Annotated in this window: 11 protein-coding genes; 4 read left to right on the forward strand and 7 right to left on the reverse strand. The window is 71.5% G+C overall.

All coding sequences use genetic code 11. From position 1 onward, the window contains the following. Window positions 1-96 precede the first annotated feature (96 nt). On the reverse strand, window positions 97-1,575 hold the full coding sequence (locus ACZ62B_RS32405) for an FGGY-family carbohydrate kinase (RefSeq protein ID WP_469693076.1): 1,479 nt from the start codon (window positions 1,573-1,575) through the stop codon (window positions 97-99). 270 nt (window positions 1,576-1,845) lie between these two features. On the opposite strand from ACZ62B_RS32405, the gene ACZ62B_RS32410 reads away from it, so the two are divergent. From ACZ62B_RS32410 to ACZ62B_RS32425, 4 genes are all read left to right on the forward strand, one after another. Then, on the forward strand, window positions 1,846-2,937 hold the full coding sequence (locus ACZ62B_RS32410; RefSeq protein WP_468724680.1) for a glycoside hydrolase family 172 protein: 1,092 nt from the start codon (window positions 1,846-1,848) through the stop codon (window positions 2,935-2,937). A 169-nt stretch (window positions 2,938-3,106) separates the two neighbouring features. Further along, window positions 3,107-4,483: an ABC transporter substrate-binding protein gene (locus tag ACZ62B_RS32415; protein ID WP_344562560.1), complete on the forward strand. Its 1,377-nt coding sequence runs from the start codon at window positions 3,107-3,109 to the stop codon at window positions 4,481-4,483. Next, window positions 4,480-5,445, forward strand: a complete 966-nt coding sequence (locus ACZ62B_RS32420; RefSeq protein WP_344562565.1) for a carbohydrate ABC transporter permease — start codon at window positions 4,480-4,482, stop codon at window positions 5,443-5,445. The genes ACZ62B_RS32415 and ACZ62B_RS32420 overlap by 4 nt, the downstream gene beginning before the upstream one ends. Further along, the gene (locus tag ACZ62B_RS32425) at window positions 5,435-6,295 is read left to right on the forward strand and encodes a carbohydrate ABC transporter permease (RefSeq protein WP_344562567.1); all 861 of its coding nucleotides are present in this window, start codon (window positions 5,435-5,437) and stop codon (window positions 6,293-6,295) included. The genes ACZ62B_RS32420 and ACZ62B_RS32425 overlap by 11 nt, the downstream gene beginning before the upstream one ends. 94 nt (window positions 6,296-6,389) lie before the next feature. Here ACZ62B_RS32425 and ACZ62B_RS32430 read toward each other — a convergent pair whose 3' ends face one another. The 6 genes from ACZ62B_RS32430 to ACZ62B_RS32455 form a co-directional block, all read right to left on the reverse strand. After that, window positions 6,390-7,412 carry a LacI family DNA-binding transcriptional regulator gene (locus ACZ62B_RS32430; RefSeq protein ID WP_344562570.1) on the reverse strand — a complete coding sequence of 341 codons (1,023 nt, stop codon included), beginning with the start codon at window positions 7,410-7,412 and terminating at the stop codon, window positions 6,390-6,392. Between the two features lie 204 nt (window positions 7,413-7,616). After that, entirely contained in the window at window positions 7,617-9,683 is a 2,067-nt protein-coding gene (locus tag ACZ62B_RS32435; protein WP_344562572.1) for an iron ABC transporter permease, read from the reverse strand. Window positions 9,684-9,687: 4 nt separating this feature from the next. After that, complete coding sequence (locus ACZ62B_RS32440; RefSeq protein ID WP_344562574.1) at window positions 9,688-10,671, reverse strand: iron-siderophore ABC transporter substrate-binding protein; 984 nt, start codon at window positions 10,669-10,671, stop codon at window positions 9,688-9,690. Next, window positions 10,668-11,522, reverse strand: a complete 855-nt coding sequence (locus ACZ62B_RS32445) for an ABC transporter ATP-binding protein (protein WP_344562576.1) — start codon at window positions 11,520-11,522, stop codon at window positions 10,668-10,670. Before ACZ62B_RS32445 ends, ACZ62B_RS32440 begins: the two co-directional genes overlap by 4 nt. 80 nt (window positions 11,523-11,602) lie before the next feature. Next, window positions 11,603-12,784, reverse strand: a complete 1,182-nt coding sequence (locus ACZ62B_RS32450) for a spore photoproduct lyase family protein (RefSeq protein WP_469693080.1) — start codon at window positions 12,782-12,784, stop codon at window positions 11,603-11,605. Between the two features lie 259 nt (window positions 12,785-13,043). Continuing rightward, on the reverse strand, window positions 13,044-15,323 hold the full coding sequence (locus ACZ62B_RS32455; RefSeq protein WP_469693082.1) for a catalase: 2,280 nt from the start codon (window positions 15,321-15,323) through the stop codon (window positions 13,044-13,046). Window positions 15,324-15,349: the final 26 nt, after the last annotated feature.

A 15,349-nucleotide genomic window follows, 5' to 3' on the forward strand; every position in this document is an offset into this window, starting at 1 on the left:
GGCGGAGGGTCTTGCGGTCGGTGGTCGGTGTCCGGTCGCCGTGTCGGCGCACGGGGAGGTGGGCGCCGCTGCCGTCGGCGGCCTCGCGGCCGGGTGTCAGCGGTCCTGGAAGGACGCCAGGGCGTGCACCGTCGCCATCGTGTCCGGGTACAGGCGGCGGTACAGGGCGTACAGCTCGTCGTAGCGTCCGGTGTGCTCCGCGCGGGGGGTGACCGTCTCGCGCACCGGGTTCCAGTCGTCGATGGAGACGTCCGCGACGAGCTGCGCGGCCAGCAGTGCGCCGCCGTAGCTCGCGCCGATGGTGATGGTGCGCAGTTCCTGGGGGCGGCCGGTGATGTCGGAGACGATCTGGGTCCACAGCGCGCCCTGGGTGCCGCCGCCCACGGCGACCACGCGGCGGATGTCGCCGCCGGCCGCCTCGATGCCCTCGATGTTGTGGCGGACGCCGAAACCGGTGGCCTCCAGGGCGGCCCGGTAGAGGTCGCCGCGGGTGTGGGAGAGGGTCAGTCCGGCGATCACTCCGCGGGCGTCGGGGTCCATGATCGGGGTGCGTTCGCCGGAGAAGTAGGGGAGCATCAGCAGTCCGTTGGCGCCGGGTCCGGACTCGGTCGCGAGGCGGGTGAGCTCGGTGTGGTCGGCGCCGGTGAACAGGTCGCGCAGCCAGTTGGTGACGGCGCCGGAGGTGGCCATGCCGCCGGCCAGGTTGCGGGTGCCGGGCAGCGCGCCGACGGTGCCCCACAGGGACGGGCTGGTGAGCGGCTCGGGCACCGTGTGGATGAGGAACATGGTGGTGCCATACATGAGCATCAGGTCACCAATATGCTGAGCGCCCACGCTGAGGGCCTCGGCCCAGGCGTCGATGGTGCCGGTGGTGACGGGGATGCCGGCCGGCAGTCCGGTCTCGCGGGCCGCCTCGGCGGTGAGCACGCCGGCCGTCTCGCCGGACCAGCGCAGCGGTGGCAGGTCGATGCCGGGCGCCACCTCGGCGGCCCAGGGGGCGTACCAGTCGCCCGCGTGGGTGTCGTACAGCGGGGTGCACTGGCTGGCCGAGTGGTGGTCCAGGACGTAGGCCCCGGTGAGTTTCCGGACCAGCCAGGAGCTGGGCATGTAGAGGCGGCGGGCCCGCGCGTAGAGCCCGGGTTCCTCCTCGGCGATCCAGGCGATCTTGGGGCCCGCGGCCTGGGTGGTCAGGGCGGAGCCGCAGCGGCGGATGATCTCGTCGGCGCCGAGCCGCTTCTCGAGGTGGTGGATCTGCGCGACGGAGCGGGTGTCCACGCCGTAGAGGACGGCCGGCCGCAGCGGGGTGTCGTGCTCGTCGGTCAGCAGGACGCAGGGGCCCATGCCGCTGACGCCGACGGCGACCACCGTGGCGTCACCGGCGGCGGTCAGCTCCCGGGCGAGCTCGGTGAACTCGCGCCACCAGACCGAGGCGTCCATCTCGAAGCGGCCGGGTCCGGGCCTTTCGGGAGTGTGCTCCCGTACGGCGGAACGGATCAGCGTGCCGTCGAGGCCGACGAGGACGCCCTTGCTGCTCGAGGTGCCGATGTCCACACCGATGACTGCGTTGCGAGGCATGACCCGCACGGTTGCAGAAATCGATTTCAGCGTCAAGAGGCCATGTGCGAGCGGTCACTCTCCTGGAGAAAGGCACGTCAGGCGGGCGAAGGGGGATGGGGAAACGACCAGCCGTCTCACCTCTTGACACCCCCTGGGACCCGCTCTACGTTTCGGTGAAATGGATTTCAGAGGTGCTCGGACCAGCCGGTCCGGCGGCGCCTCGACCGAGCGCCACCATGCCCCGGGGCGTCCGGCGCACCGTAACCCCACCACTTGAGGCAAGACACGATGACGACCTTTGGACTCGACGGCATCTCGCGCAGGTCGCGTGCCGTGAGCCGTTCCATCAGCGCCGAGAACTTCACCGGCGTCAAGTCCGGCGGCGGCCGTGCCACCGAGGGCACCGGAGCGGTCGCGGCGAGCCGGCTGGGACCGGGCTGGAAGATCTCCCCCAGCATCGACATCGCCGCCGGCGAGACGGCGGTGCTCGCGGACATCGACGGCCCCGGCACCATCCGCCATCTGTGGTGCACCACCGACCCGCACCGGGCGTGGCGCGGCACCCTGCTGCGGATGTACTGGGAGGGCGAGGAGACCCCGGCCGTCGAGGTCCCGCTCGGCGACTTCTTCTGCAACGGCTGGAACACCTTCAGCCAGGTGTCGTCCGTGCCGGTCGCGGCCAACCCCAACGGCGGTTTCAACGCGTACTGGCCGATGCCGTTCCGCCGCAAGGCGCGCATCACGCTGGAGAACCTGACCGCCGAGAAGGTCACGCTCTATTACCAGGTGGACTACGAACTGGACGAGGTCGGCGACGACGCCTCGTACTTCCACGCCCAGTGGCGGCGCAGCCACCCGGTGCCGTTCGGCGAGGTGCACACGCTGCTCGACGGCGTCACCGGCGCCGGCTCCTACGTCGGCACGTACATGGCGTGGGGCGTCAACAGCCCGGGCTGGTGGGGCGAGGGCGAGCTGAAGTTCTACCTCGACGGCGACGACGAGTTCCCGACGATCTGCGGCACCGGCACCGAGGACTACTTCGGCGGCGCCTGGAACTTCGACGTCCCCGGCCAGGGATACACCGCGTACACCACGCCGTACCTCGGCCTGAACCAGATCCTGCGCCCCGACGGGCTGTACGGCAGCCAGCAGCGGTTCGGGATGTACCGCTGGCACGTCCTGGACCCGATCCGCTTCTCCGAGGACCTCCGCGTCACCGTGCAGAGCCTCGGCATCGGCCCCGGCCAGGGCAACGGCCTGCCGCACCGCTACCGGCACACCAGCGACGACATCGCCAGCACCTCGCTGTTCTACCTGGACGCCCCGAGCTCCGCGTCCCTCCCGGCCACGCCGGACCTGCTCACGCTCGAAGTCGACTGACCGTCCCCGTACGGCACGTCGTCCACGGACGGCCGGCGACAGCCGCCGGTCACCGCGGATCCGCCCGCCGGATGCGCCGGCCCTCCGCACACGAGGGCCGGCCACCCACGGCCCGCCCCCCAGGATCCGCTCCCACATGGCCCTATAACACTCCGACAGGAGCGCACGCATGCTCCAGCACGGCAACGAAGCCGGGCACCCGGCCACCTCCCCCGGCGTCCCGCGCCGCCGCGTCCTCACCGCCATGGCGGGTGCGGGAGCCGCGGTGGCGTCCCCGGCACTGCTCACCGGTTGCGGCACCGCACAGGCGAAGGGGGGCAACCTCCAGTTCTGGAACTTCTACGGACCCCAGCGCTCGCCCGACCCGGCGATCAACGCGCAGTCCAAGTGGTTCGTCGACATGGTCGACCGGTGGAACGCCACCCACAAGCAGCAGATCGACCTCGTGTACCTGCCGCAGCCCACCTATCTCAACGGGTTCAAGCTGCCGTCCGCCTTCGCCACCGGCGAGGGCCCGGACATCTTCATGCTCTCCCCCGGCGACTTCCTGCGCTACTACAACGGCGGCGTCCTGGAAGACCTCACTCCGCACATGGAGCAGGCCGCCATCGACGACTTCGGCTCCGCGCTGGACAGCCGCAAGGTCGACGGCAAGGTCTACGCCCTCCCCATGGAGATCGAGCCGCTGGCGATGTTCTACTCCCGGAGCATCTGGGAGAAGGCCGGACTGTCCGAGGCCGACATCCCCACCACCTGGGACCAGATGCTCGACATCGGCGACAAGCTGCGGTCGAGGACCACGGCCGGCCTGGTCTTCGAGACCAACCCCGGCTACTACCAGAACTTCACCTGGTACCCGTGGATGTGGCAGGGCGGCGGCGACGTGCTGGACGCCCAGGGCAACGTCGCCTTCGACTCCAAGGCCACCCGGCGGGCCCTGTCGTTCTGGCAGGACGCCGTGCGCCACGGCATCACGCCCCGCACCCTGCCCGCGGCCGGTGACGTGATCGGCGGTTTCAAGGCCGGCAACGTCGCCATGTGGCAGCAGGGCATCTGGCAGGTCTCCAGCTTCAAGGCGTTCGCCCCCGACTACGAGTACGGCGTGTTCAAGCTCCCCGTGCCCGACGGCGGCGAGTACGTCACCACGCTGGGCGGCTGGTCGTTCTGCGCCAACGCCCAGGGGCGCAACCCCGAGGCGGCGGCCGAGTTCTGCGTCTGGGCGCTGGGGTCGATGAAGGACGACTCCATCGACCGGATGGTCGACTGGTGCACCGGCGCCAAGTCCGATGTGGCGCCCCGCGCCACGGCCCTGGAGCGGGGCGCCGCCAAGGGCGGCTACGACTCCGAGATCATGAGGAAGTTCAAGGACGAGATCTTCCCGGGCGGCCGCGCCGAGCCGCGCTATCCCCCGGTGGTCTACAAGGCGATCTCCGACGCCATCCAGGGCACCATGCTGGCCGGCCACGGCGTCGACGGCGCCGCGGAACGGGCGGCCCGGTCCATCGAGGCCTACACCAAGAGCTACAAGGGGGCGAGCCTGATATGAGCAGCGTCGCCGCACAGGACCGACGGTCCGCCGCCACGGCCCCGGCGGAGGCACCGGCCTCCTCCCCCGGGCGGAGACTGAGCCGCAAGCACCGCGAGTGGCTGGCCGCCGGCCTGTTCCTCGCCCCCGACGCCCTCGGGCTGCTGGTCTTCGTCGCCGTCCCGATGGTGCTGTCCATCGTCCTGAGCTTCTTCCAGGTCAGCGGCTTCGGCAGCTACGAGTGGATCGGGCTCGGCAACTACGAGCGGATGATGAACGACCCGCTCTTCTGGGACTCCATGAAGATCACCGGCCTGTACGTGGTGATCCTCGTCCCCGTGCTGTTCTGCGTGAGCCTCGCCCTGGGACTGCTGGTCAAGCAGAAGCTGCCCGGCATGGGCGTGTACCGCACCGTGCTCTTCCTGCCGTACGTCATCAGCCTCGTGGTGGTCGGCGTGCTGTGGAAGTTCCTGCTCGACGAGCAGACCGGCGCGGTCAACCGGGCCATGCGGGCGGCCGGCTTCGACGGCGAGTCCTGGCTCGGCAGCCCGTCCCTCGCCCTCGCCTGCGTCATCGCCGTCATGGTGTGGGTGATGATGGGCTACTACATGATCATCTTCCTGGCGGGTCTGCAGGAGATCCCCAAGGAGTACTACGAGGCCGCGAAGCTCGACGGCTCGGGCCCGTGGACCACGTTCCGCACCATCACCTGGCCGCTGCTCCGTCCGACCAGCTTCTTCGTGCTGCTGATGTCGACGGTCGCCGCCATCACCGGCGGTCTCGACCTGATCTTCGTCCTGACCAACGGCGGTCCCGCCAACGGCACCTCGCTGGCGATCTTCTACATCTACCAGCAGGCCTTCGGATTCGGTGAGTACGGCTACGCGTCGGCCATGGGCTCGTTCCTGGTGCTGATCATGGTCGCCGTCTCCGCGGTCGTCTTCAAGTTCACGAGAGGCGGGAGGTTCGACGATGGCGAGTGACACCACGGCGGCCCGGTCCACCACACCGGCCGGCCGGCGCCGGCCGCTCTCCTCCCGCACGGGACTGACGGTTCTCGCCGTCGTCGTGTCGCTGATCAGCCTCTTCCCGGTGCTGTGGATGCTCACGTCGTCCTTCAAGACGCGGGAGACCGTCACCGACGGCAAGCTGATCCCCACGGACTTCACCTTCGACAACTTCGTGTACGTCTTCACGGAGGTGCCGTTCGCCCGCTACCTGTGGAACAGCTTCTTCACCTCCGCGGTGATCACCGTGGTGGCGCTGTTCTTCCACTCGATGGCCGCGTACGCGCTGGCCCGGCTGCGCTTCCCGGGCCGCGAGAAGGTGTTCGGCGCGATCTTCGCGACTCTGCTGGTCACGGCGCCCGTGGTGCTGATCCCGCTGTTCCTGGTCGTGCGTGAGCTGGGCATGCTGGACAGCTACGCCGGCCTGATCATCCCGGCGATCTTCAACGCCTTCGGCATCTTCCTGCTCCGCCAGTTCTACCTGGGGCTGCCGAAGGAGCTGGAGGAGGCGGCGGTGATCGACGGATGCGGTCACTGGCGGGTCTACTGGAACATCGTGCTGCCGATGTCCCGGCCGATCCTCTCGGCGCTGGCGATCTTCTTCTTCCTCGCCAACTGGAACGCCTTCGTCTGGCCGCTGGTCGCCACCAGCGACCAGGACCTGACGGTGGTCCAGCTCGGTATCGCCTCGTTCCAGACGCAGTACACCTCCAACTGGAACTACATCCTGGCGGCGGCGACGATCGCGGCGCTCCCGATGCTGATCCTGTTCTTCGCCTTCCAGCGACAGATCGTGGAATCCGTCAAGACGTCCGGCCTGAAGTAACCCCGGCCGCCGTCTCCGCGCCCACCCGCACGAACGGCGCCGCACCGGACGAATGACGTCCGGTGCGGCGCCGGTGCGTTCGGCGGCGGGCCGGTCAGCTCGTCGGCGGCCCCGCCGTACTCTCGCGGACCTGAAGGGTCGTGCGCAGAACGACCGTCTGGAGCGGAGACGCGCTCCCCTCCATCCGCTGCAGCAGCAGATCCGCCGCGGTGCGTCCGAGTTCGTACGAGGGAAGCTCCACGGCGGTCAGCGAGGGACGGACCAGTGACGCCCACGGCACGTCGCCGAACGACAGGACGCCGACGCCGGGCGGGGTCCGGCCGACCTCGCCGAGGGCGTCCAGGACACCGATGGTCATGAGGTTGTTGGCGACGAACACCGCGTCGGGCGGCTCGGGCAGGGCCAGCAGATCGCACATCGCGGCGCGGCCCCCCTCCACCCGGAAGTCGGCGTGCCGTACGTAGGCGTCGTCGCCCGCCACTCCCTCCTCCCGCGCGGAGTGCAGGGCGGCGCGGTAGCCGGCCAGGCGCTCCTCGGAGGTCGAGGCGCCGGCGGGGCCGGTGATGCAGGCGATCCTGCGGTAGCCGGCCCGGACGAGATGGCGGGTGGCCACCTCACCGCCGTGCCGGTCGTCCACCCTGACCGCGTCCACCTCGGCGTCGCGGGGCCGCCGGTCGACGGCGACCACGGGCACGCCCCGGGCGGTCAGCGGGCCGAGGTCCGTCTCGTCCCGGGACGCCGCCGCCACGATCACGCCGGCCATCTGCTCGCCGAGCGCGACCTCGAGGTAGCGGCGTTCCTTGTCGGTGTCCTCGTCGGAGTTGCACAGGACGACCGACAGGCTGGTGCGCTGTGCGGCGTCCTCGACGCCCCGGGCGAGCGAGGTGAAGAACGGGTTCTCGATGTCCGGGATGATCAGGGCGATCACGCTGGACCGCTGCTTGCGCAGCGACCTGGCGACCCGGTTGGGCGCGAAGCCGAGGGCCGCGGCGGCCTCCTGAACGGACTGGGCACGTGCCGGTGTGACATTGCCGCCGTTGAAGACTCGCGAGACCGTGGCCGGGGACACTCCGGCGGCTCGCGCCACATCATGGATCGTCACCACCTGCGTACGCATCCTTTCACCGTCTGTGGCTCTCACCCTACCTTGCCGTTGAAAAGGATTTCATCCCTTGATTCGGGGGGCGTGATCGGGACGCGCGCGTCCCGGAGACCACGGTTCACCGGCCGGCACGCGGCGCGGCCCGCGCCGACCGGTCCGACCGCCGGTCGCCGCCGGCCCCGTCGGGCGGGCGGCGACCGGCGGTCGGTACGTCGGGGCCTACCGGCGGCTGCGCACCAGCACGTACAGGAAGTACGGCGTTCCGATCACGGCCGTCATCAGGCCGGCGCCCAGCTGGGCGGGGGCGATCACGGTGCGGCCCAACAGGTCGGCCGTGCACACCAGTACGGCGCCGAGCAGCAGCGCGACCGGCAGGACGCGGGTGTGCCGCCGCCCGACGAGGGCGCGCGCCGCGTGCGGGGCGACCAGGCCGACGAAGCCGATGGTGCCCGCGGCGGCCACGGCTGCGGCGGTGAGCAGCACGCTCAGCACGAGGAAGCCCAGCCTCCCGCGCGCCAGGTCGAGTCCGAGGAGCCGGGGGGTGTCCTCGTCGAGGGAGACCAGGTCGAGTTCCCGGTGCCGTACGCCGGCCACCGCGACACCGACGGCGAGGACGGCCGCGAGGGGGAGGACGTCGGGCATGGTCCGGCCGTACGTGGAGCCCGACAGCCAGGTGAGGGCCTTGGTCGCGTTGAACGGGTCGGTGAGCACGATCAGCAGGCTGATCAGGGCCGTCGTCGCGGTCGCGGTGCCGATTCCGACGAGTACCAGCCGGTTCTGCTGGTAGCCCCCGCGTGCGGCGAGGCCGAACACGACGACCGCGGTGACCGCGGATCCCGCGAAGGCCGCCCCGGCGACGCCCCACCCCCCGACGACGGGAACCGTCGTCACCAGGATCACCGCGCCGAGCGCGCCACCGCCGGAGACGCCCAGGACGGCGGGTTCCGCCAGCGGGTTGCGGGTGACGGCCTGCACCAGGGTTCCGGCCAGCGCGAGCGCCGCCCCGGCGAGGAGCGCGGCGAACACCCGGGGCATACGGGTGTCCAGCACGAAGGAGACGGTCCTGCCCGCCCTGCCCTGCGCCCAGTTGACCACGTCGCCCAGCAGCAGCTTGCTGTCGCCCAGCAGGACGGCGGCGATCGTGACGCCGACCAGGACGACCGTCAGCACGGTGAGCGTGGTGAGGAAGACGGCGCGGCTGCGGATGCGCAGCTTGTCCGGCGCGGCGACGCCGGCGGTGTCGCGGAGCCGGGCCGCCATCACCACCAGGAACGTCGCGCCGACGAGGCTGGTGACCACGCCGGTGGGGACGGCGACCGCGGTGTCCGCGTCGACGAACGTCCGCAGCAGCACGTCCGCCCCGAGCACCAGCGCGGCGCCGACGAGGCCCGCGACCGGCACGCCCGCCCGCAGCAGCCGCAGTCCCCGGACGCGGCGGGCGAGCGGGCGGGCGAGGGCCGGGGCGCACAGGCCGACGAAGCCGATCGGGCCGGCCAGGGTGACGGCCGCCGCGGAGAGCAGGGTCGCCAGGACGACGGCCGTGACGCGGGTGGCCCGCACCGGGACGCCGAGTCCGCGGGCCGCGTCGTCGCCGAGGGCGAGGGCGTCGACCCGGCGGGCGATGAGCAGCAGGCCGGCGAGTCCGACGACGGCGACGGGCAGCATCTGCAGGACACCGTCGAAGCCGTTCTGGCCGATGTTGCCCTGGTTCCACTGGTAGAGGCCCTCGGTCTGCTGCGGGAACAGCAGGAGCAGCCCCTCGGTGACGGCGGTGAGCCCGAGGGCGAGCGCGGTGCCGGCGAGCACCAGCCGTACGGTGCCCGCGCCGAGCCCCGACAGTCCGAGGACGACGGCCGCCGCCGCGAGCCCGCCGGCGAAGGCGACGCCCGAGGAGGCGAGCAGCGGCAGGGACACTCCGGTGACGGCGGCGATGCCGAGGGCGAAGTAGGAGCCCGCGTTGACGGCGAGGGTGTCCGGGGAGGCCAGGACGTTGCGGCTGACGGCCTGCAGGGCGACGCCGGCCATGCCGAGGGCCGCGCCCACGAGGAGCCCGGCGGTCATGCGGGGCAGCCGTGAGGCGATGACGACGGACGCGTCGGCCGGGTCGGCCCGTCCGGTGAGGGCCTTGAGGACCTCGGCCGGGCCGACCGCGGCGGTGCCCTGGGTGATGTCGACGACGGCGAGGGCCGCGACCAGGAGCACGAGCGCGGTCGTCACCGCGGCCGCGCCCGTCCGGGACGACACCGTCGCCGGACGGGCGGTGGGAGTGGTGGCGGTGACGGCCATCGCGCTACTTCGTCAGCGAGGCGACGAGGGCGTCGGCGTACGCCTCCATCGAGCCGGTGCCGCCGAACATCCAGATGCCGTCGTCCAGCCGGTGGACGTCACCGGACTTCACGAACGGCAGCGACTTCCACACGGAGTTGTCGGCGAGCTCCTTGCCGAACGGGTCGCTGCTGGCGTCGTCCTTGTTGCCGATGTAGGCGAAGTGGACCTCGCCCAGGTCGGTCAGCCCCTCGACGTCGGTGGAGGCCAGGCCGTAGGCCTCGTCGCCCTTCAGCTTCCAGGCGTTCTTCAGGCCGAGCCGCTCGTTGACGGCGCCGATCAGCGAACCGGAGGTGTAGGGGCGGACGGAGACCTGGTTGGAGGCGACGTAGCCGTCGGCGAAGGCGATCCCCGCGCCGTCCAGGCCGGCGTCGGCGAGGGCCTTCTGTCCCTCGGCGAGCTTGGCGTCGAAGTCCTTCTTCAGCGTGGCCGCGCGCTCGGTGGTGCCGGTGGCCTCGGCGATGAGGTCGAGGTTCTTCAGCATCTGCCCGATCGGGTCGGCGGCGTCGGCGGACTTCACCTCCAGGACCGGGGCGACCTTGCGCAACTGCTTGACGGCGTCGGGCTGCAGGTCGGTGGTGGCGACGATGAGGTCGGGCTTGAGCGAGGCGATGGTGTCCATGCTGGGCTCGCCACGGGTGCCGATGTCCTTGGGCTCGTTCTTGAGCGGAACCGCGGTGTCCCAGGTCTTGTAGCCCTTGACGTCGGCGACGCCCACCGGGTCGACGCCGAGGGAGACCAGGTGCTCGACGACGTTCCACTCGGTGCCGACGACCTTCTTGGCGGGGCCGTCGAGTTCCACCTTCGCGCCGGTGGCGTCGGTGAGGGTGATGGCCTGCGCGGACTCCTTGGCGCCGGCGTCGTCGGCGGCGGGTTCGGTGGTGCCGCAGGCCGCCAGCAGGAGGGTGGCGGCGGTGGCCAGGGGCGCGGTGAGCAGGAGGCGTCTCATGAGGTGGTGCCGAGCCTTTCGCTTCGGGTGTGGTGACGGCCGATGGCGCGGGTGCGCAGCCGGCCGGTGAGGGGGTCGGTGTCGACCTCGATCCGGATGCCGTAGACCTCGGTCAGGCGCTCCGGGGTGAGGACGTCCTCGGGCGGGCCCTCGGCGACGACGCGTCCGGCCGCGAGGAGCACGATCCGGTCGGCGACGGCCGCCGCCTGGTCGAGGTCGTGCAGGACGACGCCGACGGCGATGCCGTGTTCGTCGGCGAGGTCGCGCATGAGGTCGAGGAGTTCGACCTGGTAGCGCAGGTCGAGGTAGGTGGTGGGTTCGTCGAGGAGGAGGACGCCGGTCTCCTGGGCGAGGCAGCCGGCCAGCCACACGCGCTGGAGCTGTCCTCCGGAGAGGTGTTCGGCTCCGCGGTCGGCGAGTTCGGCGACGCCGGTGAGGGCGAGGGCGCGGTCCACGGCGGCGCGGCCGCCGGGGTCCGTGCCGCCCCATCGGCCGCGGTGCGGGTAGCGGCCGAACTCGACGACGTCCCGCACGCTGAGACCGCTGGGGGTGGGGCGTCCCTGGAGCAGCAGGGCGACGCGGCGGGAGAACTCCCGGGGGCCGAGGGCCAGCGCGTCGGTGCCGGCGTCGATCGTGAGCGTGGCGGTCCGCGGCCGTTGCAGCCGGGCGACGGTGCGCAGCAGGGTCGACTTGCCGCTGCCGTTCGGGCCCACCAGGACGGTCACTTCGCCGGGGCGCAGGGTCAGCGCCGCGTCGTGCACGACGTCGGCGCCGTCGTACGCCACGGTCACATCGGTGGCCGACAGTTGATGGCCGCGCGGGCCCAGGGCCGCCTCTTCAGCAGGAATCACGTGGCAAGGTTAGCCTACCCTTAATTCCCGTTATCAGGGGGTGACCTGGGAGAAAGCCGGAACGGGTTGGTGCCGGGCCGTCAGAAGGCGTAGCGGATATCGAGCCACGGTGTGTGCCGGGTGGCCAGTTCCCGCAGGTCCGCGAGGGCGCGGCGCTTGATGTCGGCGCGGTAGCGGAGGTTGAGGGCACCGTTCTGGGAGCGTTTGGTCTCCTGCGCGGCGGGCCGCCACAGCACGTCCTCGCCGCGCGGGTGCCAGCGGAGGTTGACCTCGTGCAGGTCCGCGTTGTGGGTGAGCGTGATGACTTCGGCGCGGGCCTGCCGCTTCACGCGCTCGGGCAGTACGTCGTCCATGTGCCGCAGCAGTCCGGCCCAGGCGTCCTGCCAGCCGGGGCGGACGACGACGGGTGAGAGGTTGAAGTGCACCTCGTACCCGGCGTCGAGGAAGTCCGCGGCGGCGGCGATCCGCCGGTCGACCGGGCTGGTGCGCAGGTCCAGCAGGCGTGAGTCGTCGGCCGGCATCACCGAGAACCGGATACGGGTACGGCCGCGCGGGTCGAGCTCCAGCAGGTCGGGGTTGACGAACTTGGTCGCGAAGGACGCCTTCGCGGTGGGCCAGTCGCGGAAGGCGCGCACCAGGTCGGCGGTGTTGTCGCAGACGAGGGCGTCGACGGAGCAGTCGCCGTTCTCCCCGATGTCGTACACCCATGCCTCGGGATCGCACTGGTTGGGCTCCGGTTTGGTGCCCTGGGCGGCGACGTGGCGGCCGAGGTGGGCGATGATCCGGTCGATGTTGGTGAAGAGGGTGATCGGGTTGGCGAAGCCCTTGCGGCGGGGGACGTAGCAGTACACGCAGGACAGGGCGCAGCCGTTGGACGGGCCGGGGGCGATCCAGTCGGCGGAGCGGCCGTTGGGGCGGGTGGTGAGCGTCTTCTTCACGCCCAGGACGAGGGTCTCGCGCTTGATCCGCATCCAGCGGTCGGCGCTGCCCTCGTTGCCGTGCAGCTCGGGGATGCGCCAGTGGGAGTCCGTCTCGATCAGCCGGGCCCCGGGGAACCGGGCGAGGATCTGCCGCCCGCGGGGCGAGGCGGCGGCGGCCGGTTCGGCGTGGATCTCCCGGATCGCGAGAAGCCGGCGCGCCTGCGCGGAGTCCCGGAAGGCGGAAGCGGACGCCGCCGGCCCTGCCGCCGGTGCCGCCGGCAGCTCGTCGAGACCGAAGAGGGGCTCCTGGGAGCCGGGGGACGAGGACGGGTGGTGGCGCATGTGCGGGTCGGCTTCTCGGGCGCGGAGACGATACGGAACGCCCGCCTGCCGGGTTCCGTGGAATCCGGCAGGTGAGGGCCGTCCTCCCCACTGTACGGCGACGGAGCCGGCACCCCACCACCGAGCAGGCCACGGGAACACCGGCGTCCCCCGCGACCGCCGTGGGCAGCCGCCCCGCAGGGCGGAACGGCTGGGCACGGCCTGTGGCGCCGGTGCGCTTTCGGACCGGGTTGACGGGTGCTCCCGTCGTGGCCGGGTGTCAGGCCCGGGTCGTGAAGCGTTCCCAGACCCGGTGTGAGGCCAGCAGTTCACGGATCTCGCCGAGGACGGCGGGGCCGGAGTCGGCGACCACGATGCCGGGGGCGTCGGTGGGGACGCCGGACGCTTCGAGGGCGGCTTCGCCGCCCGCCCACGCGCCGATCGCCTTGCCGTGCCGGAACGCCTCGGTCAGCAGCAGCCCGATCCGCGGATCGATCGCCGTCCGCTGCGCGGCGGAGGCCGCGCCCTTGCCGTCGCGCACGCCTGCCGTGTCGTCGCCCATGGCCGGCACCCCGGCCAGCAGTACGGCGTCGAACTCGACGGAACGCGCGGTGACATAGCTGCGCTGGACCGTCAGGGCCGAGTCGCCCGAGCCGAGCGTGCCGCCGGTCGGCGCCACGATCAGCGGGACCATGCCCGCCTCGAGCACCGCGTCGCGTACCGCGTGGACGCCGTCGAGGTCGCCGTCCGGGCCGGCGACGACGCCGATGACACGGCCGTCCACCGGCCAGGTCCGCCCGATCTGCGAGAGGGCCGGGCTCGGTTCGACGTCGGCGAGCGGCACGGTGGGCTCCGGCGCGGGCAGGCCGAGCCCCTCGGCGACACCGGCGCACAGCTCGGGGTCGATGTTGGCGAGGACCTGCAAGGTCCGTTCCCTGATGGCCTGTTCGTAACACTTGCCCAGCTCGAAGGTGTAGGCGCCGATGATGTGCTCGCGCTCCACCGGGCTCATGCTCAGCCAGAACCGGCGGGGCTGGCTGAAGTGGTCCGCGAACGACTCCGGCGCCTCGCGCACCTTCGACGCCTCCGGGATGCGCACCGGCGCCTCGATGAACGCGCTCGTGTCCGCGCCCGCGGTGAACGGGCAGCCGCCGTCGAGGGAGTTGGGCCGGTAGGGGGCCACCCCCCGGTGCACGGCCGTCTGGTGCATGCCGTCGCGCAGCATGTCGTTGACCGGTGCCTGCGGCCGGTTGATCGGCAGTTGCGGGAAGTTGGGGCCGCCCAGGCGCGTGATCTGGGTGTCCAGGTACGAGAACAGCCGTCCCGCGAGCAGCGGGTCGTCGGTGACGTCGATGCCGGGCACGAGGTGACCGACATGGAAGGCGACCTGCTCCGTCTCGGCGAAGAAGTTGGACGGGTTCCGGTTGAGGGTCATCAGCCCGACCGGCTGCACCGGGGCGATCTCCTCGGGCACGATGTTCGTCGGGTCCAGCAGGTCGATGCCCTCGAAGGTCTGCTCCGGGGTGTCGGGGAAGGTCTGGATGCCCAGTTCCCACTGCGGGTAGGCGCCCGCCTCGATGGCGTCGGCGAGGTCCCGCCGGTGGAAGTCCGGGTCGACGCCGTTGATCGTCTGCGCCTCGTCCCACACCAGGGAGTGCACGCCCAGCTTGGGCTTCCAGTGGAACTTCACCAGTGTCGTGGCGCCCTCGGCGTTCACCAGCCGGAAGGTGTGGACGCCGAAGCCCTCCATCATCCGGAAGGAGCGCGGGATGCCGCGGTCGCCCATGAAGAAGATGGTGTGGTGGGTCGCCTCGGTGTGCAGGGAGACGAAGTCCCAGAAGGTGTCGTGCGCGCTCTGCGCCTGGGGGATCTCCCTGTCGGGGTGCGGCTTCGCGGCGTGGACGACGTCGGGGAACTTGATGGCGTCCTGGATGAAGAAGACCGGGATGTTGTTGCCCACCAGGTCGAAGACGCCCTCACTGGTGTAGAACTTCGTGGCGAAGCCGCGGGTGTCGCGCACGGTGTCGGCGGACCCGCGTGAGCCGACCACGGTGGAGAACCGTACGAACACCGGCGTCTCGACGTCCGCGGCGAGGAACCCCGCCTTGGTCACGGAGGCCGCCGTGCCGTAGCTCTGGAAGACCCCGTGCGCGCCCGCGCCGCGGGCGTGGACCACGCGCTCCGGGATGCGCTCGTGGTCGAAGTGCATGACCTTCTCGCGCAGATGGTGGTCCTGGAGCAGTACGGGGCCGCGCGGACCCGCCTTGAGCGAGTGGTCGGTGTCGTACAGCCGGGTGCCCTGCGCGTTGGTCAGATAGCTCCCGGACTGCGCCACCCTGGCCTGGTCGGCGCCGGTGGGCTGGCCGGTGGGTGACACGGTGGCCGGGCCGCTCTGGTCCGGCTTCGGCGGCAGCGGCTCGCGGGGCTCGGTCGGCTCGGCCACGGACGGCGGCCGGGAGCCCGGCCGTCCGGGAACGCCGTCGGCCGGGGCCGATCCGTCGTCCTGCAGCTTTTCGGCGATCTTCTTCGCCGCCCGCTTGACGGGGTTGGCCTCGCTCATGGGGTGACACTCCTCCGCTTCAGACC

The sequence above is a fragment of the Streptomyces sp. NPDC053426 genome, from assembly GCF_055585405.1.

Bases quoted from the DNA above. Each gene is read 5' to 3' on its own strand.
- ACZ62B_RS32435 (WP_344562572.1), bottom strand. From the start codon at position 9,683: ATGGCCGTCACCGCCACCACTCCCACCGCCCGTCCGGCGACGGTGTCG.
- ACZ62B_RS32440 (WP_344562574.1), bottom strand. From the start codon at position 10,671: ATGAGACGCCTCCTGCTCACCGCGCCCCTGGCCACCGCCGCCACCCTC.
- ACZ62B_RS32405 (WP_469693076.1), bottom strand. From the start codon at position 1,575: ATGCCTCGCAACGCAGTCATCGGTGTGGACATCGGCACCTCGAGCAGC.
- ACZ62B_RS32410 (WP_468724680.1), top strand. From the start codon at position 1,846: ATGACGACCTTTGGACTCGACGGCATCTCGCGCAGGTCGCGTGCCGTG.
- ACZ62B_RS32450 (WP_469693080.1), bottom strand. From the start codon at position 12,784: ATGCGCCACCACCCGTCCTCGTCCCCCGGCTCCCAGGAGCCCCTCTTC.
- ACZ62B_RS32415 (WP_344562560.1), top strand. From the start codon at position 3,107: ATGCTCCAGCACGGCAACGAAGCCGGGCACCCGGCCACCTCCCCCGGC.
- ACZ62B_RS32420 (WP_344562565.1), top strand. From the start codon at position 4,480: ATGAGCAGCGTCGCCGCACAGGACCGACGGTCCGCCGCCACGGCCCCG.
- ACZ62B_RS32455 (WP_469693082.1), bottom strand. From the start codon at position 15,323: ATGAGCGAGGCCAACCCCGTCAAGCGGGCGGCGAAGAAGATCGCCGAA.
- ACZ62B_RS32430 (WP_344562570.1), bottom strand. From the start codon at position 7,412: ATGCGTACGCAGGTGGTGACGATCCATGATGTGGCGCGAGCCGCCGGA.
- ACZ62B_RS32425 (WP_344562567.1), top strand. From the start codon at position 5,435: ATGGCGAGTGACACCACGGCGGCCCGGTCCACCACACCGGCCGGCCGG.